The organism is Bradyrhizobium yuanmingense, assembly GCF_029167105.1.
GTDB classification, from domain to species: Bacteria; Pseudomonadota; Alphaproteobacteria; order Rhizobiales; family Xanthobacteraceae; genus Bradyrhizobium; species Bradyrhizobium yuanmingense_A.
Genome location: NZ_JARFML010000056.1, coordinates 12011 through 33661, shown reverse-complemented (window position 1 = coordinate 33661; position 21651 = coordinate 12011). Strand labels below are relative to the sequence as shown.

The window sequence follows — 21651 nt, the reverse complement described above, 5'->3', positions numbered from 1 at the left end:
GCCTCCATCGCGTTCAATATGAGGCGGTGGGCCACGATCACCGCCTGAACTGCCCGCCGAGGGTGGCAATTACAAACTCGGACCGCAATCCACGCGACTGCGGCCCTCTATCCTGACGTCTTCGGCCTCAAAAAGCAGTAGCGCAACAGGCCCACAAGGGGAGAAGGGAAGAAGGGAAGAAGGGAAGAAGAAAGTCTTCGCAGGAACGGCGAAGCCTACACCGCCACCTCTTCCCCGAGATACGCGACCGCCGCCTCCAGTCCGCCCTTGCCGTGCGGGATCTTCAGCGCGTTGAGGCCGACCTCGATCACCCCGAGCGTGCCGAGCAGCATCGGCGCATTGACATGGCCCATATGGGCGATGCGGAAGGCTTGTCCCGAGAGATCGCCGATGCCGGTGCCGAGCACGACGCCGCACTTGTCCTTGCAATAGCGTTGCAGCACCGCCGGATCGTGGCCATTGCTCATCGTCACCGTGGTCACGGTGTTGGAGCGCTCGCTGGCTTCGGCGACGTTGAAGCCGAGCACCTGGCCTTCCGACCAGACCGAGACCGCGCGGCGGGCGGCTTCGCCGAGCAGGCTGTGGCGGCGGAAGGCGTTCTCCAGGCCTTCCTCGTGCAGCATGTCGATCGCCTTGCGCAACGCGAACAGCAGATGCACCGGCGCGGTGCCGGCATATTTGCGATAATTCTCGGTGCCCTCGCGCTCGCTCCAGCTCCAATAGGGCGTCGACATGTTGGCCTTCTTGTGCACCTCGAGCGCGCGCGCATTGGCGGCGACGAAGCCGAGGCCGGGCGGCGTCATCAGGCCCTTCTGCGAGCCTGACATCGCGACGTCGATACCCCATTTGTCCATCTCGAACGGCATGCAGCCGAGCGAGGCGACGGTATCGACCATGTAGAGTGCGGGATGGCCGCTCGCCTTGATGGCCTTGCCGATCGCCTCGATGTCGTTCTGCACGCCGGAGGCCGTGTCGACCTGGACCACGACGACGGCCTTGATGCTGTGCTCCTTGTCGCGGCGCAGGCGTTCCTCGACCTCGTGCGGCCGCACCGCGCGGCGCCAATCGCCCTTGAGCACCTCGACCTCGGCGCCCATCAGCGCCGCCGCGTTGCCCCAGCCGATCGCAAAGCGTCCGCTCTCCAGCACCAGCACCTTGTCGCCGCGCGACAGAACGTTGCTCAGCGCCGCTTCCCAGGCGCCGTGACCGTTGGCGATGTAGATGTAGGACTTGCCCTTGGTCGCGAACAGCTTGGAGATGTCGCTGAGCAGGCTCTCGGTGAGATCCAGCATCTCCTTGGCGTAGATGTCGATCGCCGGACGGTGCATTGCCCGCAGCACCTCGTCGGGCATCGTGGTGGGCCCGGGGATGGCCAGAAACTCCCGGCCCGCGCGAACGGTCATTGCTGTCGGTCCTTATTGCCAGAGAACAGGATGGTGGGTTGCTGAATCTCACTCTTACGTGGCGTTGGAGGCCAAGAAAAGCGCGCAAAACGCAGGTCTGGCGTGGTTTTTTGCTTTGGGCATGGTCTTGTCGGAAAATCGCGTCACACTTTTCCAGACCATGCTCTTATCTCTTGGTCTCCCGGCAACCGGCCGCTTCGGCCTCTTCGACCGAGCAGAACCAGCGGGTGCCCTTGCTGATCTTCATCTTGATCTGGGTGTACCAGCGGCTGGTCGGCTGGTGGTAGATGCATTCGCCGGCGCTGTTCACGTTGCCCTTGATGGTGCAGTCCGGCGACGGCGCGACCGGCCCCGAGGCCGAAGCGAGCAGCACCGCGTGCGCGCCGTCCGGCGGCTTGGTCGCGCCGAGGATCGCGGTCTTCTTGTTGCGCTCGCGCCAGTCCCATGGCGCGATGAAGGCACCCTGCCACATGCCGGCTTTTGCCTCGCGCGCGGCCTTTTCATCCGCCTCATAGTCGCGCGACATGCGGGTGTAGGCCAGCGCCCAGCCGTTGCGCACCAGCCATTTCTGGATGTCCTCGCCGCCAACCTCGCAGCGCGCCACGGTGCGGCCGCGCCGGTCGACCGATCTCGGGTGGCAGATCCAAGTCTTGCCCTCGGCGTATCTGGCGAGCTCATCGCGGGCCGCGACGCCGCAAGTCCAGCGCTCGGTCTTGGTGTTGAGGCAGAGCTGGTCGATTGCAGGCGCGTCGATGCCGCCGAGCCGGATCCGCGTGGTGCCGATCACCACGGCATCGCCAGCGCGGACCTTTGCCGTGCCGGTGATCTCGGCGGCATCCGCCAGCGAAGAGATGGCGAACAAAGACAGCGCAATCAGGACCTTTCGCAACATGCCCGTCCAGTTGTGATGACAATCTCGATAGACGGCGCAATTGTGGTCGGCTTTTGGCCGCGCGGCCAGCGCATGCCGAACGGATAGGCTTTCAACTTCCTGTCATTATGGCGGTGTTGCTTACCCTCCCCTCCAGGAGAGGACACATCATCCCCGCGCCATCGCCCGCTTCGCCACCGCCAGCCCCATCAGCACGAAGGCCGAGGTCACCTCCGGGCCACCGACCAGGATCCGGGTCGGCGTCTTCATCTTGTTCCATTCATAGGCGCGGAACGGGCCGCGGCGGCCGCCTTCACCGAGCCCGGCGACGATCACGTTCAGCGCCGGCGCGAAGGCGCGCGGGTCGGCGCCGAGATGGCCGAGCGCGATCAGCGCCAGCGCGGCGTCGAACACGTTCATCTCGGCCGCCATCAGCTCGCCCTTGACGTAGGACAGCACGCGGTGGCGGATGAAATCGAAATCGCCGGCGGGATCGATCGCGGCCTGCGCGGCCAGCGGCAGCTCCAGGAAGGCGGCATAGCAGCGGCCGAAATAGGCGCTGTAGAGCTCCGGCAGGTAATAGATGTGCGAGCGCGGATTGGCGAAGGCGCCGCTTGCCGCGAGGCGCTTCTGGAATCCGATAATGCGATGGACGGTGGCGAGCCGCGACGGCGTCTCCAAGACCTTCCAGCGCTCGAGGTTGCGGAAGCTGACCTCGAGAATGTCGAGATTGAGCGTCGGATCGAGATCGTTGCCGTAAGGGCGCTCACCCTTGAGATTGTCGATCCAGGTCGCCACCCCGCCCTCATAGTCGATATTGTCGTTGAGCGGCACGGTCACGCGCGGCTCGTTGACGCCGGCGCGCACCTGATAGCCCGCATAGAAGTCCAGGAGCGGCTGGTCGATGATGGCATCGGTACAGCCGGCCTGCGTCGCCGCGGAGATCGAGCAGGCCGTGGTGTCGCAATCCGGCACGTAGATGCCGAAGCCGAGGTCCTGCTTGATCTGCGCGAAGTACCGGGAGAAGCGCGGATGCGGCGCCGGCGCCAGTGCCGTGATGACGTCGAAACGTGCGCCGCCCAGGCCCTCGACCTGCTCGCGGCTGATGTTGACGCAGAAATCGACCATGTCGGCGATCGCACGCTCCGCCGCGATCTTGTCGGCGACCGAGGCGAGCCCGGTCTCGATGAAGCTGAGCAGGGCCTCGATGAAGAACGCGTCGTAATAGGCCGAGCGGTGGCGGATCTGCACCGGCTCCCACATCGGCTCGGCAATGCCTTTCCAGGGCGGATTGACCACGGCACGTGCCGGCGAGCGCGCGATGAAGACGCGAGCGAGGTTGAACAGCAGCGAGGAATTCTTATAGCCGCGCGCGTTCAGGCCCGTCAGCGCCATGATCAGCTCGCGGCCGCGGACATCAGGATCGCCGATCAGGTTGAAGGCGGCATAGGTCGGCAGGAAACCGTTGCGGCGGTACGAGCCGAGCAGATGCTGCGCGCAATCGCGGATCACGCCGTCGATCTCAGTGCTCTGCGGCATGGCGGCGGTGAACGGCATCGGCGGCGGCCTGGGATGGTCGAGCGCGATGCTGTCGACGAGATCGGCGATCGGTTGCCCGACCACCGCCCAGTCGGGCTCGGCCTCGTCGCGGGCCTGGGCGAGGGCCGCGCGCAGCCGCGTCAGCGTCCCCTCGTCGCGCAGTTCGGGCAGGCCGGCGCGGCGGAGCAGGATCCGCAGCGCGGGATTGCCGAGCGCGGTCCTGTAGAATTTGGCGAGATGCGGATCGCCGCTGGCCGTATCCGACAATACGGGATCGCAGACGTCGTAAAGCGAGGGGCCGTCCTTCCGCGCCGTCAGCGCCCGGCAGGCGGCGCCGGCAAAATAATGAAAGCTCATGAAATACCTGGTCGCGGGGGCCTTGGTCGGGGACATCAGGCACGCCGGCATCTGCGCGCCACCCCCTGCAAGTCGTTGAAAAGGCTACCCGGATTCGCAGGAAATACAAATGTGATGAATGTCACGGAAAAGCCGGCGCGATGGCTGCATGGTCGATCCCCGGAATGCTACCGGGACGCCATCAAAGCACGACTTGAGCTCGGAGAATTAGCTAACACATTCAGCTACTTAGTTCAAATTTTGGGCAATCTATTGCCCTAGGGCCTATATCCGGTTAAGGGTTTGTTTGGTGCGGCGCCGCAAATTGCGCGCAATTCGGGGGCACTTCCCCGGCCAATCCCTCAAACCTAAAGACGCTATCGCGCTACTCAAACAGTGTGCGCGCGCTTGGCTGGTCTTTGGCACAGGAAACGAAGCGAGATGAATGTAAAGCAGCTCGACCTTTCCAGACGTACGATCGCCCTCGCCGCGGCCCTCATCGGCACGGTGTCGCTGGTGATCGGCGCCCATGCTGCTCTCAACATGCGTGCGATCGATGCCGCCAAGGCCGTCTCGACCGACCAGATCACCGGTTCGATCGGCCAGACCTCGCGCCTCGCGCTGGTCATCGGCAATGGACATTATCCCGACGCCAGCGCGCCGCTGACGCAGTCGATCAACGACGCCCGTGCGCTGTCCTCGTCGCTGCGCAAGAACGGCTTTGACGTCGATATGGTGGAAGACGCGACCAAGGACGACATGGTCCGCGCCGTGGGCCGCCTGAAGTCCCGGATCACGCGCGACAGCGTCGTCATGCTGTTCTTCGGCGGCTACGGCGTGCAGGCCGGCCGCGAGAGCTACATGCTGCCGGTCGATGCCGTGATCTGGAAGGAAAACGACGTCCGCCGCCATGGCGTCTCCATCGACGGCGTGCTGGACATGATGAAGGAGCAGGGTGCCAAGGCCAAGCTGGTCGTGGTCGATGCCTCCCGCCGCAATCCTTACGAGCGCCGCTTCCGCTCCTACAGCCACGGTCTCGCGCCGATCAGCGCGTCCGACAATGCGCTGATCCTCACCTCCGCCTCGCCCGGCAAGGTCGTCGACGACGGCAAGGGCGAGCACAGCGTGCTGGTCAGCGAGTTCCTCAACAACCTCAGCAAGCCCGGCAGCGCCGAGAGCGTCTTCAACAAGACCCGCCTCGCCATCTCCCGCGCCAGCGAAGGCGACCAGGTCCCGACCGTATCGTCGTCGCTGCTCGAAGACGTCCGTTTCGGCGAAGCCGGCGGTTAGTTTTTCTCAGGTCTTTCGACGTCTCGGCCCCGGACGCGGCGCATCATGCAATGATGCGACGCCGAGCCGGGGCCAGCTTTTTGGGCACACTGTACCCACATCGTCATTGCGAGCGCAGCGAAGCAATCCAGAATCCCTCCGCGGAAAGATTCTGGATTGCTTCGTCGCAAGAGCTCCTCGCAATGACGATCGCCGCCCCTACTTCGTCGCTTCCGCGCTCGCCATCACGGGACGTACCGGATCGCCTTCGCGCAGCAATGCGCCGGCGCGGGCGACGACGACATCGCCCTCGTTGAGGCCGTCGCGGACCTCGATATTGCCGCCGGACATCAAGCCGACCTCGACACGCTTGGTCTCGACCCGGTTGCGGCGGATCACCTGCACCACGGTGCCGGCGGACGAATATTGCACGGCGGTCAGCGGCACCGCCACGTTGCAGCTCTGCCCGGTCTTGATCAGCGCGCGCCCGCTCCCATTCAGCAGCAGCCGCTTCTGCGAGGAGATGCCGATATAGACCATGCCCTGCTGGATGTTCGGCTCGACGGTCGGTCCGATGCGGCGCACCTTGCCGCTGATGTCGCCGCCACCTGGGATCCGCACGGTGGCCTGCTGATTGACCGCGAGCTTGCGCACATCGGTGGTGGCCACGAGCCCGACGAGGTCGTACTCGCTGCGCGCCACGATCGTGAACAGCGCCTCGCCCTTGGCCGAGGCGAAGTTGCCGATCTGCGCGGTCGAGGTCGCGATCACCCCCGCCACGGGCGCGGTGACCTGAAGCGTGCCGCCTTCGGGCAGCGCCAGCCGGGCCAGCACCTGGCCGGCGGTGGTGGTGTCGCCGGCTTCCGCCAGCACGTCCGTGACCTTCAGGCCGGGCCGCTCGGGCCGCACCGAGGTTTCCTCCCGCGCGATGATCGTGCCGGTGGCTTCGACGACGTCGGAAAAGCAGGATTTCGCGACCTTCAGCACCGTGACCGCCGGCCCCTTCGGCGCGTCGTCATCGGCGGCGCCGGCCGGATGGGGGCTGAGGACGAGCAGGCCGGCGACGGCTGCGGGGCGCAGGTTTCGAACAACGGCGCGGGGCAAATGACGCATCGGAAATTCCAATTGGGTAAATTCCACCTGGGCTATGCCTCCAATCGATAGCAGATGGCCGCCGCCTACACTACGGCCGCGTCGTCCCGAAACAGGACGCCGTGCCGCCGCAGGCAGTCACGGCAAGTCTTTGATGAGTCGCGGGATTGGAGAACAGGTTCGCTCCGAAGAGCTCGCGCGGCGGCCGTCAGCGGCGCCGGTCACCCACCAGCTTGCCACTGCCCCGCTCGATCAGATGCAGCCGCGTGCAGGCCGGACACGACACCGACACGTGCGTGCGATCGCTCGGCTCGTCGGTAAGCCGATGCTGCACGTTCAGGCCCGTCTGGGGGCATTTGAAGACAATCTGCCGGTCCATGACCGAGATATGACGCCAAGCCGGGCCTCGCGAAATTACGGATGTTTACGTAGGTCGGCGACGGCCCCTCACGGCAGTTTCAGGAACTCGACCCAGTTCGGCTTCTTGCCGGTGGGATAGGATTTCAGCTTGGCCAGCGCGCCGCTGCCCTGGTCGATGGCATGGACCGTCATGCTGTCGGAGAGCTCGCCGACCGCGGCGAGGTAGCGGCCGCTGGGATCGACCTGGAAGCCGCGCGGCTGCTTCTCGGTCGGCACGCTGCCGATCGTGGTCAGCTTGCCGCTCGAGCCGTCGACCTTGTAGGCGGTGAGCGTGCTGGTGGTGCGCTCGGAAGCGTAGAGGAAGCGGCCGTCCGGCGTGATGTGGATGTCGGCCGCCCAAGGTTTTCCCGAAAACCTTTCCGGCAGTGCGGTGGTGCGCTGGATCTCGTCCCAGGCGCCGCTCCTGGCTTCATAAGTGAAGGCCGCGACGTCGCCGTTCAGCTCGTGGAGGAGATAGACGAACTTGCCGCCGGGATGAAACACGAAGTGCCGCGGCCCCGATTTTTCCGGCACCTTGTACGCCGGCGGATCGTTCGGCGTCAGCGTGCCGGCCGTGGCATCGAATGCGAAGGCCAGCACCTGATCGGAGCCGAGATTGGTCGCGAATGCGAAGCGGTTGTCGGGCGATGGCAGGAAGGCGTGGGCATTCAGCCCGGTCGGGATCACCTGCTTGGGCTCGCCGGCAACGCCGTTGCCAAGCAGCGGATTCAGCGCGACCTTGTTGCCGCCATAGGAGGCGCTGAACAGGTACTTGCCGCTGCGGTCGATGGCGATATGGGCCATGCTGTCCGCGAGCGGTCCATTGCCGAGATGGCTGAGCTGGCCCGTCTTGGGATCGATCGCAAAGCTCACTGCGAGATTGGGCTGCGAGCGGATTCCGGCGATCAGCACGCGGTGGTCGGGCGTGATCGCGAGCGGTGTCGAGGAGCCCGGCTTTTCGACGCCCTTGAAGGCGGCCGTCTGCACGAGCGTCATCTCGCCGCTCTCGCTCATCTTGAACACGCTGATGTCGTTGCTGTCGGCATTGCCGACATAGGCGAAGGTTTCGGCCATACCGGCACGGACTCCAGAAACGAGGGTGAGGGACGCGAACAGGGCGGCGGCGATCGCAGCGCGTGGCGCTCGCGATGCGATGGGTCGGATCGGTCTCGGCATCGGTCTCGACATCAGTCTCGACATGGGCTCCTCCTGAAAGCCGGCTCACGGCATTGTCGTTTTTGCCGCGAGGATAGCGGGCGGAGCGCCGCCGCACCAAAATCCAGTTGGGATCGATCGATGCCCAAATCGCATCGGTCGCGGGACGGCGGGTCAGCGCACTGCCACGGTTCGGGAAGGCAGATGCAATCCGGACGGCTGGTCCGGTGGGCCGAGCATGGTCCACACGGTGACCGCGACCAGGGCGGACGTCATGAGGGTCCAGAGGATGAGTCGTTTTCGCATCAGGCCAATCCATCGGTGCAAGCCGCGAGGCCAAGGGCCGCGCCGGCGATCCTGCACTGCAAAGAGCGGCGGTTCTATGAGGCCGTTCACAGGGCGAAACAGCCGGCGCCTTTGCGAACCAATGCGCTGCGAACGCATTGAACCGGCATGCCCCGCGCCAACGATCTCGAAGGCAAGCCCGACATGGGCGGCAAGCATGGCGGTCAAGCCGGCCAGCCCAAGCCTCCGCCGCGCCCACACGAGGGCGAGCGCGACGCGGACGTCGTGGCAAAGCGCCACACCGGCCAAACCGATCGGGCGGCGCCGCCGACCAAACCAAAATAGAATCTCGCCGCGCGCCGACGCGGCGGGCCTTGTGCCGGGAACGGCGGCATCGCTCTGCCGTTAGCTCGGGGCCTGAGAGAGGAAAGGGAGGCTGGCTCGTGTTTTGGATCTGTTGGAACACCGCCTGGTCGCTGATCATCAGCGGCATCTGGGTCGCCACCATCGTCAGCCACCCCGACTCCGAATTCGTCGAAGTGCAGGCGGCCCGCCGACGGATGTGAGCTTCTCTTGCCTTGCCGAGCTCGTTCCGGATCGGCGAGGCGATAACCGCGAGCTCGGGGGAGTCCCGACTGTCGAAGCGCCGCTCGCGGACGCTTTGACCGCACTCGGCGCCAGGTCTCAACCAGCGGTTGGCGGGCCTTGGAACGCTCTGGGCTTGCATGCGTTCAAGCTCATTGCGTAGGCGCCCGCCTGCGCCACGTCGGGGCTATGTATGTCGAATGTCGAGGAATTTCCGCTCTCTGCCCGCAAGCCGACCGAATTCGAGGCCCTGGTGGCGGCGGCTCCGGGTGCGCTCGAGGCCATTCCGGGCGCGGTCTATGTCTGCGATAGCGAAGGTTGGATCGTGACTTACAACGGCGAAGCCGCGGAGGTGTGGGGCAGAACTCCGAAGCTTGGTTTCGCCGAGAAGTTCTGCGGGTCGCATCGTCTCTACAGGATGGACGGCACCCTGCTTCCGCATTTCGAGTGCCCCATGGCCACGGCGGTCCGGCTCGGTCTCCCCACGCGCAACACCGAGGTCATGATGGAGCGACCGGACGGCTCCCGGATCACGGCGCTCGTGAACATCCGTCCGCTGCGCGATCACGCCGGCCGCATCCAGGGCGCAATCAACTGCTTTCAGGACGTTTCAGATCGCAAGACGATCGAACCAGAGGTCCGCGCGAAAACCAAGGATCTCGAGGACTTCTTCGACAACAGTGCGGTCGGGCTCCACATCGTGGGTGGCGACGGCATCATTCGCAGGGCCAATCAGGCCGAGCTCGATCTGCTGGGCTACAGCGCCGAAGAATATATCGGCCATCACGTGGCCGAATTTCACGCGGACGCCCCCGTCATCGGCGACATTCTTCACCGCCTGTCCTGTGGCGAAAGGCTGGACCGCTATCCCGCCCGCCTGCGCGCGAAGGACGGTTCGATCAAGCACGTGCTGATCACTTCCAACAGTCGTGTCGAGGACGGCAAGTTCGTCAGCACGCGCTGCTTTACAACTGACGTCACCGAACTGCACGTGGCCGAGCTGGCGCGCGAGGCGAGCGAGACTCGCCTCGCTGCAACCTACCAAGCGGCCAAGGTCGGCATCGCCGAGGCCGATGAACATGGGCGGCTGCTCCGGGTCAACGATTATCTGAGCGAGATCACCGGGAGATCCCGTGAAGAGCTGCTGGCGATGAGCTTTTCCGATTATACTCATCCCGACGATTGCGCCGCGGATCTTGCCCTCTACGAGCAGCAGGTCCGTGGCGAGATTCCCAGCTACGCCTACCGCAAGCGCGCCCTGCGCCCCGACGGCAGCGTGCGTTATCTCGAGATTTTCAGCTCTTCAGTCAGGGACAGCGCGGGACGCTTCCGTTACGGCGTTCGCGTCAGTCACGACGTCACGGAAGCCAAGCGATTGCAGGATCGAATCCGCGAGAGCGAGCAGCATATGCGCGATCTGCTCGAGGCGCTGCCTGCCGCGCTCTACACCACCGACGCAAACGGTCGCATCACCTTCTACAACAAGACCGCCGTCGAGATGGCCGGGCGGACGCCGCTGCCCGGTGACGAATGGTGCGTGACCTGGAAGCTCTATTGGCCCGACGGCACGCCTCTGCCGCACGACCAATGTCCGATGGCGATCGCGCTGCGGGAAGGACGGCCCGTGCGAGGCGTGGAGGCTGTCGCGGAGCGACCTGACGGCACGCGCGTGCCGTTCATTCCCTATCCGACGCCGCTCTACGATTCCGAGGGCAGGATGATCGGTGCGGTCAACATGCTGGTCGACATCACCGAACGCAAGCGCGCGGAAGTGGCGCAAGCGCTTCTGATCGACGAGCTCAATCATCGCGTCAAGAACACCCTGGCGACGGTGCAATCGCTCGCCAGCCAGACCGCGCGCCATACCAGCAGCCTGGACGACTTCAAGCGAACCTTTGAGGGACGGTTGCTGGCGCTCTCTCGCGCGCATGATCTCTTGACCGAGCGCAAGTGGCACGACGCTCCGCTCCAGCGGCTCGTCGAGGACATCACGGCGCCGGTGGCGGAAGACGGCCGGATCAGAATGCAGGGTCCCCCCATCGCGCTCAATGCTCGCTCGGCGCTCAGCTTTACGATGGTTCTCAACGAGCTCCTGACCAATGCGACCAAGTACGGTGCCTTGTCGGTGCCGGATGGGACGCTCTTGATGCGATGGAGCCTGCGGAATGCCGGGCACGGCACCATTCTCGAATATGAATGGGTGGAATCCGGCGGGCCGAAAGTCACGCCACCCGTGCGCCGCGGCTTCGGCACGCGGCTGATGGAGCGCTGTGTCGAGGCGGATCTCGGCGGCGAGTTCGATCTCGCCTTCGAACCGGGCGGCGTGCGCTGTCGCATGTCGATGCCGGTCACGGGCACTGTCGGATCGAATTGATTCGCGCGATCCATGGCTGATCTCTGGTTGACAGCACATCGAGCTCGTTTGCGAGCGCGATGGCTTCTTTCACGTCCGGCGTGACGAGCCCTTCACGGAGCCTGCCGACAACAGGCACAAGCAGATCCACCGCCTGCTCAAGCTTGTCGGAATCTCGCCAGAGGCGGGCCAGGCTGACGGCTGTCCGCAGCTCCCAGGAGCGGGCATTCTGTCCGCGCGCGACTTCCAGCGACTGCACGAACAACTCCTCGGAGTCGGCCGCTGGTCCGGCATGGGCCCGGATGAACTCCCCTTGCAGGCGGTAGATCTCCGCCAGATAGAAGTGATCGCCCGTCCTCTTCGCGACCGTCAAGGCACCATCGAGCGCGCGCAAGGCCGCTTCCGACAGACCGGCCCTCGCATAGCCTTGCGCGAGGAGGCATCTGAACCAGCAACTGGCGAGCCAGGAATTCTGCGCCTCATAACCCTCGACGCCCGTGCGCATTTCGCTCAGACCTGCATCCATGTCCCCGAGCTCAGTCAGCGCCCATCCATGCAGAATGGTGGCCTGTTGCTTCCAATGCAGAAAGCCGTGTTGCGATGAAATGGTCATCGCGCGGCTGGCATAATCTCTGGTGCCCGTGACGTCGCGCAGATGCTGACAAAGGTATGCGCCAAACACCTGCGCGAATGCCAGCGTAAAAGGATGGCGCATTTGCTCGGCATCGGAAATCGCCTGCTCGCTGTGCTGCCGCGCGGTGTCGGGCTGGCCCAGGAACCATAGCAGGTATCCGAGGTACGACATCGACATGACGCCTGGATTGAGGAGCCTTTCCGCCGAACCGCGATGCAGGGCCGGATCATCGAGTTGGATGGAGCGACGAAGATGATGTTGCGCCGCCAGAAACCGCCCGCGGTAAAGCATGGTCGCCGCGATCGACCTGTGGGCCTCCACGAGGTACAGGGTCTGCTTCGACAGCAACTCGCTCGGACGTTCCCGTTTGGCGAATTTCAGGAGTGCGGCACTCAGACCGTGTGCCTTGGTCAGGTCAGCCCGAATGAAGTGGTGCATCCAGAGCCCTCTTATCGCCGCTAGCACCTTGTCTTCATCATCGAGCTGCTGTCCGAGCTCGAGGCCTCGGGCAAAATTGTCTTCCACCTCCTGTGTGCCGTAACCTTTGGCAGCGATCAGCGCGTTACCCAGCGCAATGCGAAGCTCCAGCTCCATTTCATCGCGGTCGGGCATCTCGGGACTGCCGAGGACGACCGCTAGGCCACGGCGCAGATGGCCGATCGCTTCCAAATAGGCTCCCAACCTTGCGGCGTGCCTGCCGGCCTTGATCCAGGAAGCTGCCGCCGGCTGGGTTTGATCGGATTCGGTCAGATGATAGGCGAGAAGCTCCGGCTCGCGCTCGGTCTTTTCCGGATAGTTCTGTGTCAGCACCGACGCGATCCGCGCGTGGAGCCGTCTCCTCTCGCTGCGCAACAGGCTCGCATGCGCCGCATCCTGGATCATCACGTGCTTGAACGAGTAGAGCGCATCCGGCGGATGGCCCAGCCGGACGATCAGCCCCGCCTCCTCCAGGCGATCGAGCGCCGCTTCGATCTGGTCGGCCGGTACGGAGGCGACTGCGTTCAGCATCTCGTAGGAGAACTGCCGGCCGATGGTGGCGCCGATCTGTGCGATCCTCTTGAACGGGCCCAGCCGATCCAGACGCGCCATCAGCGAATCCATCAGCGTCGCCGGGATTGCCAGCTGTCGCCACGAACCGGAAAGCACATAGTTTCCGCGTTCCTCGGTCAGAAGGTCGCTTTCGAGAACGGCTTTGGTCAACTCCTCGACGAACAGCGGCACGCCGTCGGTCTTGACGATGATGTCCTCGACGATTTCCTTCGGCATTTTACGGCTGCCGGCAACCCGCTCGACCAAGGTCGTCCGCTGCTGCCGGCTCAGCCTGTTCAGCACCAGCGTCGTGATGTGAGAGTGAGCGCTCCAGCTCGGCTTGAATTCGGAACGGCAGGTGATGACGACGAGGATGGGCGTGTACTGGACCCGCTCCACCAGCAGATCGATGACCTCCCGGGATGTCGGATCGATCCAATGGGCGTCCTCGAAGGCGATCACCAGCGGTTGATCGTGCGCGAGGCCCAGGAGATGGTTGATGAGGGCGGAGACGATGGCGTCCTTTTGCTGCTGCGGCGACAGATCGAGCGGAGGATAGCGACCTCCGGTCGGGATCGACAGCAGCGCCGCAAAGAGCGGCGTCATCTGCTCGATGTCGCCATGCGCGGCCGAAACGGTCCGCTCGAGACTCGACAGAGACGAGGCCGAAGCATCGTCGCGGTCGAGGCCCAGGGCAAATTTGAGCTGCTCGATGAAGGGATGGAACGCCGTCGAGCTGTAGTAGGGCGAACACTGGAACGAGACATGCCCGTGCCGATCCCCCGCAATCCGCACGAAGATTTCCTGGACGATGCGCGATTTGCCAATGCCCGGCTCCCCGAACAGCACCACGACCTGGCCGTCGCCCGCCTTGGCCTGCTCCCAGCGGCCGAGCAGAACCGCGATCTCGTCGTCGCGATTGACGAGTGGCGTCAGCCGGGAGCCGATGGCTGCGGCAAAGCGGGTCTCCACGCGCGACGGCCGAACCACATGCCACGCCTGTATTCTCCCGGCTATGCCCTTGAGTGCATGGACCCCGAGATTGCGATAGTCGAACTTTCCCTTCAACAGCGACTGCGTCGACGACGAGATGACCACCCCGTTCGGCGGCGCCAGGCCCTGCAATCGCGCCGCCAGATTGACGGTCTCGCCGACCGCGGAATCGCGCTCCTCGGTCCCCTGGCCGACCAAGTCGCCCACGACCACCAGTCCCGTCGCGATGCCGATCCGGACGGCGGGCGCATGGCTGAGCGCACCCAGCGGCTCGATCGCAGGCGCGGTCGACAATGTCCGCACGATCTCGAGACCAGCCCGCACCGCTCGCTCGGCATCGTCCTCATGCGCTTTCGGGTAGCCGAAATAGACCAGGATGCCGTCGCCGACGAAGCGGGCGGCAAATCCTTCATAGTGTTTGACCACACCCACGCAGGTTTCGCGAAAGCTCGCGATCATGTCACGCACGTCCTCGGGATCGAACTGCGCGGAGAGCGCGGTGGAATCGACCATGTCGCAGAACATCGTGGTGAGCTGGCGACGTTCCGCAACGATTGCCGTAGCGGGCAATGTGTGGCCCGCGGCTGGCGCGGCCATTCCGGAAAGGGACGCCGTTGCACGCTGAAGCCGCTTGCGGTCTCCGAGCGGCAGTCCAATCTGTGCCAGATCCGACTCGGTCAGGTGGGGCAGGATGTCGAGATCGATGCGATGGCGGACGAAGAGGTCCGTGTATTGGCTGAGCCCAACGCCTTCAAGCCAGTGTCTCAGACGCTCCGTCCCCGTCCTCGACTCATCATTCGGCATGCAGAAATCCCTGGTTCAAATCGCGCTGAGCGGTTCAGAAATGCCTGCGGTTTGTGCTTGGATGGGCCTCGCTGCGGCTCTTCGTTGCGGCGGCCAATGGGTCCTCGGCATTTGGAGCGTTCTTGCCCGCGTCCCGAAAATGAGGCGGATCGGCGGCTCACCATTTAGACGAGCCAGGTGCGCAGAATTCAATGAATTGATAGCTGTCGGTCGCTGATTGTCAAATCGCCGCACGACCTCGAACCAAACACTCACCGACGCCGCTTTCCTCGCAGCGGACATCCGGGACAGACGTGGCGTCGCCTGCTAGGCCGCGACCGCCTGCGCCGCCAGCAGCTGCTTCAGCTTCGCCGCCGGTACCGCCGGGCTGAACAGCCAGCCCTGCATCTGGCTGCAGCCGAGCTGGCGCAGCACCTCGCGCTGGGCTTCCGTCTCGACACCTTCGGCGGTGGTCGCCATATGGCGCGCGGCGGCCATGTGCACCACGGCCTGCACGATTGGCGAGGAATCCTCGGACTGACCGATGTCGCTGATGAAGCTGCGGTCGATCTTGATCTTGTCGAACGGGAAGCGGTGCAGATAGCTGAGCGAGGAATAGCCGGTGCCGAAATCATCGAGCGCGATGCGCACGCCGAGCTCGCGCAGCTGCTGCAGGATCGCCAGCGCCTCCTCGTCGTCGCGGATCAGCACCGTCTCGGTGATCTCCAGCTCGAGCCGTCCCGGCGCGAGCCCGGATTCCGCGAGGGCGGCGGCGACCTTGAGCGCCAGCGTGCGCGAGCGGAACTGGACCGGCGACACGTTGACCGCGATGTGAATCCGTCCCGGCCACGAGGCGGCCTCGAGGCAGGCCTGCTTCAGCACCCATTCGCCGATCTCGCCGATCAGGCCGGTGTCTTCGGCGACCGGGATGAACTCCGCCGGCGAAACCATGCCGCGCTCGGGATGGCGCCAGCGCAGCAACGCCTCGCAGCCGGTGACGACATTGGCGGTGAGGTCGACCAGCGGCTGGTAGTGCACCTCGAACTCGCCGCGTGCGAGCGCCTGGCGCAGATCGAGCTCGAGCTGGCGGCGCTGCCGCGCCTTGGCGTCGTATTCGGGTGCGAAGAGGCGGAAGGTGCGGCGGCCTTCCGATTTCGCGGCATACATCGCCAGATCGGCGCGCTTGAGCAGATCGTCGAGATTGTCGCCATGGTCGGGCGCGATGGCGATGCCGATGCTGGCATCGGTCGGAATCTCCTGTCCCTTGCAATCCACGGGCGCGCGCAACGCCTTGAGAATGGTTTCCGCCAGTGCCGTCAGCTCGGCCGGATCGGAGGTGCCGGCCTTGACGATGGCGAATTCGTCGCCGCCCAGCCGCGCGACCATGTCGTTGCCGCTGACGCAGGCACGCAGGCGGCTCGCCACCTGGCGCAGCAGTTCGTCGCCGACCTCGTGTCCGAGCGAATCGTTGACGCCCTTGAACTCGTCGACGTCGATATAGAGGATCGCGAATGGCTTGCCCTGGGCGAGCTCGGCGACGCGGCGTTCCAGATGCCCGCGCAGCAGCACGCGGTTGGGCAGATCGGTGAGGGCGTCGTAATGCGCCAGATGGGCGATGCGCTCGTCGGCGCGGATGCGCTCGGTGACGTCGTCATGGGTGGCGAGCCAGCCGCCGGCAGCGGCCGGCTGGTTTTTGATCTCGATCAGGCGGCCGTCGGCGGTTTCGACGATCGCGCTCTTGGTGCGGCCGACATTGCTCAGGATGTCGTCGCAATAGGCCTCGACGTCGCCCTCGAACGAGCCGGTGTCCCGGCGGTGCCGGATCACGTCGCGGAAGTGGACGCCGGGCTTCACCACGGCGACCGAGAGCCCGTACATCTCGATGTAGCGGCGGTTGCAGACGATCAGCCGCTCGTCCTGATCGAACATCAACAGGCCCTGCGTCATCGTGTTCATCGCGGTGTCGAGCCGCTGCTTCTCGAGCGACAGCCGGTGCGTCACCTGGCGGAAGATCAGAAACAGCGTGAGCACCAACAGGCCGATCGACAGCGCGGCAATGGTGACGAAGAATTTCGTCTGCGTGCGCCAGGTCGCCAGCGTCGCATCGAGCGACTTGGTCGCGACCACGACCAGCGGCTCGCCGGTGAGCAGGCGCGAGGCGACGATGCGGTCCTTGCCGTCGATCGGGCTTGCGAGCTGGGTGGTGACGAAGGTGCGCTCGAACACCGCCATTTGCTCCGGCGTGCCGGTGCGGAAGTTCTGTCCGATCATCGCCTCGACGTGTGGAATGCGAGCGAGCAGCTGGCCGTTCTGGTGGTGCATCGCGATCGAGGAATCCTCGCCGAGCCCGGTCGAGGCAAAGAAGGATTCGATCTGCTCGGGCGCGATCGCGCGCGAGACCAGCCCGAGGAATTCGCCGTGCGGGCCGGAGATGCGCCGCGCGAACACGATCGCCGGTCCGTTGCCGAGCCGGCCGGGCACGACCTCCACTTCCTCTTGCGCAGCCGGATCGTCCTTGAGACGGTTGAAATAGCCGCGATCGGCGATCGAGATATCGGGGACCGGCCATTGCCGCGACGAGTTGATCAGCACGCCCCTGGAATCGAACACATTGGCGCCGGCGACGTCGGACCAGCCGCTGGCTTTCGCGCGCAGCACCTCGTGCACGGCGAGCGTGCCCATCTCGCTGCGGAAGATTTCGGCGGAGGCGATGCCGTGGTTCTCGAGCTCGGCGATGATGCTCTTCTGCAGCACCGCGAAGTCCTCGAACTGCCGGTCGAAATGCCGGGCGAGCATGCGGACGGCGCTTTCCAGGCTGTCGCGGCCGCTCTCGATGGCGTTTTGCCGGAAGCGGTCGACGGTGAGCGCAGTGCCGATGGCGGTCGCGAGCATCAGCACGAAGCCGCCGGCGATCAGCCACGTCAGCGGCGCCCCGCGCCAGCGGCGGAACAACGCGCGCGTTCGCGCGGTCCATCGGATCGATGCGCCCATCCAGCCCTCCCGTGGGATGCAAGATGCAGCAAAACCGACAAGAGCCGGTTACCATTGACAGTTAGGAAAATATGAATCGGAATGGAATCAGAGGGTTGGTTCCACCGCAGGAGACCGCGGGCGAGACCGCAGACCTTCACGGGAATCCCCGGCGTCATGCTGCCAATATGGACGCGAGATTGCACGCCGGCGCCATGGCGCCGGTTGACCCCGGGCGGGGCGGGAATGGAGGTCTAGTCCCATCGACAGTCTTGCTGCGGCAGCCAAATCGGCGCACCTTGCCGCCTCGGCTGATTTGCCACCCAAGGTCCTTTTCAAATGATCACCGCCTCCAAGGCCTTCATTGCCTTCTGTCTGCTCGCGCTGGTCGGCACCGCGCTGGTGATCGGCCCGACCGAGCTGCGCCGCCTGCTGCCTGATGGGACGAAGGTCACCGTCGCCGCCAAGCCGGAGGCCAAGGTCGAACCCCAGGCCGGAGCCAAGGTCGAGCCCAAGCTTGAAGCCAAGGTCGAGTCCAAGCCTGAGCTGAAGCCGGAACAGCGGAAGCTCGCCGACAGCGCGCCGCCTGCACCCGAGCCGAAGGCAGGTGCGCTGGCCGAGACCAAGAAGCAGGTGGCTGCGCTCGGCGATCTCGTGCCGGTCAAGCCGCCGGCGCCGGTTGCAGATGCCGGCCCCCGTTTCGACGTCGCCCGCATCGACGATCACGGCGAGGCGGCGGTGATTGCCGGCCGCGCCACGCCGGGCGCGCGGGTCGAGCTGATGCGCGACGGCAAGCCGCTTGACAGCGTGGTCGCCGACGCCTCGGGCCAATTCGTGATGACCCCGCCGCAGCTGCCGGCCGGCTCGTATGACCTGACGCTCCGCGCCAGGGCTCCGGACGGCACGGTCACCGAATCCGGCCGGACCATGCCGGTCACCATCGCCGCGGCGGCGCCGCCGCCCGTGCGCACGCCGCCGGTTGCGAAGCAGGAGGCCAAGCCGGCCGAGAAGCCCGACGACAAATCGGATGTCGTCGCCGCGCTGCCGTCGGCCTCGCCGCGGCTGGCGTCGGTGCCTGAGAAGCAAGCGGCCCGGCCAAAACTGATCGGAGCACCGAAACCAAGGACTCTCGCGCATGCGCCGGCGGCCACCGCGGTCGCATCGGCCTCGCCGGCGGAGGTGCTCACCGCCGCATCGGCCGAGGCCGGCGGCAGCCGGATCATCGCCCGCGGCGACAGCCTGTGGGCGCTCAGCCGGCTCGCTTACGGCGACGGTTCCCGCTATGCCGTGATCTTCAACGCCAACCGCGGCAAGATCCAAAACCCCAATCTGATCTATCCCGGCCAGACCTTCGTGATGCCGCAAAAGGCGGAGTGACACGGCACGGCCGGCGCGTTGCGACGCATTGTCCTGTGTCTCTCTGGAACATTCGGTTCCCTCGCGCGTCTTCGTGATGCGACGCATTGCGCACTTGGCGCGGGTGGGAGGGCCAAGACGTGGCCGAACAAGTCGTGGCCAAACAAGACGTGGCGAAACAAGACGTGGCCAAATTGGTCGTCAGCTCAATGATCATGCCGAGACGCATGGGATTGGCGCTGGCTGGCGCGATCCTGGTGGTTGCAGCAGGGCTGCTGCCTGACAGAGCCGAGGCGCAGTTCGGCTTGCGCGGCGGTCCGGTCGGGGTTGCGCGCTTCGCCGTCGGCCACGTGATCGGCCTGTCGCGCCTGCGCCATTCGCGCATGGCGGTGCGCGGCGGCCGCTACCGCTCCGCGGCGCTGCGGTCGCAGGACCCGCGCGGGGCCGACCGCAGCCAGCTGTCGAACCCTTACGTGCTGCGGGCGGCCCTGACGGCGCAGGCTGCGCTGGCGGGCTGGCAAGGCGGCCGCCGCCCGCAGGGCTGGTGGCGTCATCCCGACGGCAGCTACGGCTGGGTCGGCCCGGTGTTCTGGCCGTTCGCGCATGACGATCTCACCAATGCCATCATGTTCGGCGACACCACCAGCCTCTCGCTCTACGGCTACGGCGATATCTATGCCGCGCTGTTCACGCCGTATGCCGGCACCGAGCTTGCCGCCTACACCGTGCCGCAAGGCCGTCGCGCGCGAAAGGTCCCGACCGCGGAGACGCTGTGCGAGGCCAGCGACACCGGCGGCCTGCCGGTCGAGCGCATCGCGAGCGCCGTTGCACCGAACGAAGCTCAGCGCACCGCGCTCGACGAGCTCTCATCCGCCTGGCTTGCCGCGCGCGACACCATCCGCGCCGCCTGCCCGGCGCAAACCCCTGCGAACGCGGCGGAGCGCCTCGGCCTGATGCGCGAGCGTGTCGAGGCCATGATCAAGGCCATCGACACCATGGAAGCGCCGTTGTCGAAATTCGTCGGCCTGCTCAACGACGACCAGAAAGCCCGGCTCAACGCCTTAGCCAATGAGCGTCGCGCCGCGCTGGCGTCCTACCAGTCCAAGAACGCTGACAAGAACGATATCAAGAACACGAGCAAGAACGCTGACAAGAACGCTCCCAAGGACGCTCCCAAGGACGCGCAGGCGGCCAAGGCCTGCCAGGCGGACTACGATCCTCTTTCCGACGAAAACGCCCAGCGCCAATACGAGCAGCTGCTCCAGCAGCAATGGCCCGCAGCCGAGATCGCCGCCACGCTCCACCTCGACGAGGTCGCCCGCGCCCGCTTCGAAGTGCTGCAGGACACCACGCTTCGCACCATGCAGACACTCAGCGCCTGCCCAACCGAGCCCGCCGCAACCCCGCAGGCCCGCCTCGCCGCCGTGAAGGCGCGGCTCCAAACCATGCTGCAAGCCGTTGGCGCCATCAGCGACGCGTTCGACGACTTCCAGGCGGATCTGAGCGACGAGCAGAAGGCCGGCTTCGAGGCGATCGGGCCGAAACGGGGGGTGTGATCACCCGCACGCCCAGTCGAACTTCATGTCCTTGAAGTCGAGCTGCGCGTTGCCGCCGCCGAAATTGTAGCCGCCGAAATATTCCTCGAACTCGATGTAGAACGGGCTCATCTCCGGCACGGCCTGGCAGGGCCGCATGGTGCCGCCGAGATGGTTGTGGGCGTGATCCCTGGCCCAGTCGTGCAGGCGGAAATTGTCGCGGCCCGGTTTGCCGCCGACATAATAGTAGTAGGGCTGATAGCCGGTCGGCGGATGTTCGCGCACATGCTCGTCCTGCGGGCCCTTGCCGGCGTTGGGATCATCAGCGCGCGGCGACAGCGCGATCGCGCGCGTCTCGCCGAGATCGGCGCGCGGCGGGGTGGCAAACATCTTCTTGGCGTAGCTAGGTGCGGCCTCGAAGAAGGCGCTGGCGCCGCCGACGTCGAGCCAGCGCGGCCGCTCCACTGTTGCCAGTGCAAGCGGCGCCGGCGGTGTCGCGAACGCGCCGTCATATTCGGCCCTCGTCAAGAGCAGCGCGGCATATGCGTAGTCGAGAATGTCGGTCATGCGCGACAGGCGCGGATGCGACGGCCGTGCCATCACCGCCTCCCGGATTTCCGGATCATCCGGCGCGCCGCCGTCATTGTGATCGGGCGCCGTGGCGAAGAACGACAATGCGACGATGTCATCGCCATGCACCCGATAATCCTCCGGCAGCAGCAGCGTGAAGCCGTGCATCAAGGGATAGCCGGTGACGGGATCGAGCGGCCATTGCTCGGATGCAATGCCCGGCGGCAGCCCGAACACCCAGCCGTGATCGCGCACGCGATCCGCGGGCCGGTCCAGCATCTGCAAATCATAGGCACGCGAAGGCAGGGGAAATGCCACGGCTCGTCTCCATCCGGATTCAGCCTCGCCGTCGAGGCGAGGGTTGGTCGCGGGGAGCAGGGATGTGGTTCGGGGGGCATCTGGGATGCTGCAAATCGGCCGGTGTTTTGCCCGACGTGTCAAATCGCGCGGCACGCAGGCGAGGCCTGCCGTAAGTCATTGATCCCACAGCCCCC

At 65.4% G+C, this 21651-nt stretch carries 16 protein-coding genes; 6 read left to right on the top strand and 10 right to left on the bottom strand.

Annotated elements, in window-relative coordinates; genetic code table 11:
• Positions 1-215: 215 nt before the first annotated feature.
• The 3 genes from P0R31_RS38205 to P0R31_RS38195 form a co-directional block, all read right to left on the bottom strand.
• Positions 216-1403 carry a pyridoxal-phosphate-dependent aminotransferase family protein gene (locus P0R31_RS38205; RefSeq protein ID WP_275520272.1) on the bottom strand — a complete coding sequence of 396 codons (1188 nt, stop codon included), beginning with the start codon at positions 1401-1403 and terminating at the stop codon, positions 216-218.
• Between the two features lie 166 nt (positions 1404-1569).
• Positions 1570-2295: a thermonuclease family protein gene (locus P0R31_RS38200; RefSeq protein ID WP_275520270.1), complete on the bottom strand. Its 726-nt coding sequence runs from the start codon at positions 2293-2295 to the stop codon at positions 1570-1572.
• Positions 2296-2442: 147 nt separating this feature from the next.
• Positions 2443-4170 (bottom strand): hypothetical protein, encoded by a 1728-nt coding sequence (locus P0R31_RS38195; RefSeq protein ID WP_275520277.1) that lies wholly within the window; start codon positions 4168-4170, stop codon positions 2443-2445.
• Between the two features lie 420 nt (positions 4171-4590).
• On the opposite strand from P0R31_RS38195, the gene P0R31_RS38190 reads away from it, so the two are divergent.
• A complete protein-coding gene (locus tag P0R31_RS38190) occupies positions 4591-5439 on the top strand; it encodes a caspase family protein (RefSeq protein ID WP_275520267.1) in 849 nt (282 codons plus the stop codon).
• A gap of 198 nt (positions 5440-5637) precedes the next feature.
• On the opposite strand, the gene P0R31_RS38185 is transcribed toward P0R31_RS38190, so the two are convergent.
• The 4 genes from P0R31_RS38185 to P0R31_RS38170 form a co-directional block, all read right to left on the bottom strand.
• Positions 5638-6531: an efflux RND transporter periplasmic adaptor subunit gene (locus P0R31_RS38185; protein WP_275520264.1), complete on the bottom strand. Its 894-nt coding sequence runs from the start codon at positions 6529-6531 to the stop codon at positions 5638-5640.
• A 187-nt stretch (positions 6532-6718) separates the two neighbouring features.
• Positions 6719-6889, bottom strand: a complete 171-nt coding sequence (locus P0R31_RS38180) for a hypothetical protein (protein WP_275520262.1) — start codon at positions 6887-6889, stop codon at positions 6719-6721.
• Positions 6890-6957: 68 nt separating this feature from the next.
• Entirely contained in the window at positions 6958-8085 is a 1128-nt protein-coding gene (locus tag P0R31_RS38175; RefSeq protein WP_275520275.1) for a lactonase family protein, read from the bottom strand.
• A 153-nt stretch (positions 8086-8238) separates the two neighbouring features.
• Complete coding sequence (locus P0R31_RS38170; protein WP_271539799.1) at positions 8239-8370, bottom strand: hypothetical protein; 132 nt, start codon at positions 8368-8370, stop codon at positions 8239-8241.
• Between the two features lie 147 nt (positions 8371-8517).
• On the opposite strand from P0R31_RS38170, the gene P0R31_RS38165 reads away from it, so the two are divergent.
• The 3 genes from P0R31_RS38165 (at position 8518) to P0R31_RS38155 (ending at position 11308) form a co-directional block, all read left to right on the top strand.
• Positions 8518-8694 (top strand): hypothetical protein, encoded by a 177-nt coding sequence (locus P0R31_RS38165; RefSeq protein WP_275520260.1) that lies wholly within the window; start codon positions 8518-8520, stop codon positions 8692-8694.
• A gap of 98 nt (positions 8695-8792) precedes the next feature.
• Positions 8793-8915 (top strand): hypothetical protein, encoded by a 123-nt coding sequence (locus P0R31_RS38160; protein WP_275520258.1) that lies wholly within the window; start codon positions 8793-8795, stop codon positions 8913-8915.
• A 212-nt stretch (positions 8916-9127) separates the two neighbouring features.
• Positions 9128-11308, top strand: coding sequence for a PAS domain-containing sensor histidine kinase (locus P0R31_RS38155; RefSeq protein ID WP_275520257.1), 2181 nt, complete (start codon positions 9128-9130; stop codon positions 11306-11308).
• On the opposite strand, the gene P0R31_RS38150 is transcribed toward P0R31_RS38155, so the two are convergent.
• Entirely contained in the window at positions 11283-14747 is a 3465-nt protein-coding gene (locus P0R31_RS38150) for an ATP-binding protein (RefSeq protein WP_275520254.1), read from the bottom strand. The two genes, P0R31_RS38155 and P0R31_RS38150, sit on opposite strands and share 26 nt — an antisense overlap.
• A gap of 306 nt (positions 14748-15053) precedes the next feature.
• Complete coding sequence (locus P0R31_RS38145; protein ID WP_275520253.1) at positions 15054-17717, bottom strand: bifunctional diguanylate cyclase/phosphodiesterase; 2664 nt, start codon at positions 17715-17717, stop codon at positions 15054-15056.
• Positions 17718-18035: 318 nt separating this feature from the next.
• Here P0R31_RS38145 and P0R31_RS38140 point away from each other — a divergent pair, with 318 nt between their 5' ends.
• A complete protein-coding gene (locus tag P0R31_RS38140; RefSeq protein ID WP_275520251.1) occupies positions 18036-19073 on the top strand; it encodes a LysM peptidoglycan-binding domain-containing protein in 1038 nt (345 codons plus the stop codon).
• 188 nt (positions 19074-19261) lie between these two features.
• A complete protein-coding gene (locus P0R31_RS38135) occupies positions 19262-20608 on the top strand; it encodes a Spy/CpxP family protein refolding chaperone (protein WP_275520273.1) in 1347 nt (448 codons plus the stop codon).
• Here P0R31_RS38135 and P0R31_RS38130 read toward each other — a convergent pair whose 3' ends face one another.
• Positions 20609-21475, bottom strand: coding sequence for a hypothetical protein (locus tag P0R31_RS38130; protein ID WP_275520248.1), 867 nt, complete (start codon positions 21473-21475; stop codon positions 20609-20611).
• Positions 21476-21651: the final 176 nt, after the last annotated feature.

Coding starts and splice junctions, on each gene's coding strand:
- P0R31_RS38185 (WP_275520264.1), bottom strand. CDS start 6,531: ATGCGTCATTTGCCCCGCGCCGTTGTTCGAAACCTGCGCCCCGCAGCC.
- P0R31_RS38165 (WP_275520260.1), top strand. CDS start 8,518: ATGCCCCGCGCCAACGATCTCGAAGGCAAGCCCGACATGGGCGGCAAG.
- P0R31_RS38175 (WP_275520275.1), bottom strand. CDS start 8,085: ATGCCGAGACCGATCCGACCCATCGCATCGCGAGCGCCACGCGCTGCG.
- P0R31_RS38190 (WP_275520267.1), top strand. CDS start 4,591: ATGAATGTAAAGCAGCTCGACCTTTCCAGACGTACGATCGCCCTCGCC.
- P0R31_RS38145 (WP_275520253.1), bottom strand. CDS start 17,717: ATGGGCGCATCGATCCGATGGACCGCGCGAACGCGCGCGTTGTTCCGC.
- P0R31_RS38195 (WP_275520277.1), bottom strand. CDS start 4,170: ATGAGCTTTCATTATTTTGCCGGCGCCGCCTGCCGGGCGCTGACGGCG.
- P0R31_RS38180 (WP_275520262.1), bottom strand. CDS start 6,889: ATGGACCGGCAGATTGTCTTCAAATGCCCCCAGACGGGCCTGAACGTG.
- P0R31_RS38135 (WP_275520273.1), top strand. CDS start 19,262: ATGATCATGCCGAGACGCATGGGATTGGCGCTGGCTGGCGCGATCCTG.
- P0R31_RS38155 (WP_275520257.1), top strand. CDS start 9,128: ATGTCGAATGTCGAGGAATTTCCGCTCTCTGCCCGCAAGCCGACCGAA.
- P0R31_RS38140 (WP_275520251.1), top strand. CDS start 18,036: ATGATCACCGCCTCCAAGGCCTTCATTGCCTTCTGTCTGCTCGCGCTG.
- P0R31_RS38205 (WP_275520272.1), bottom strand. CDS start 1,403: ATGACCGTTCGCGCGGGCCGGGAGTTTCTGGCCATCCCCGGGCCCACC.
- P0R31_RS38170 (WP_271539799.1), bottom strand. CDS start 8,370: ATGCGAAAACGACTCATCCTCTGGACCCTCATGACGTCCGCCCTGGTC.
- P0R31_RS38150 (WP_275520254.1), bottom strand. CDS start 14,747: ATGCCGAATGATGAGTCGAGGACGGGGACGGAGCGTCTGAGACACTGG.
- P0R31_RS38200 (WP_275520270.1), bottom strand. CDS start 2,295: ATGTTGCGAAAGGTCCTGATTGCGCTGTCTTTGTTCGCCATCTCTTCG.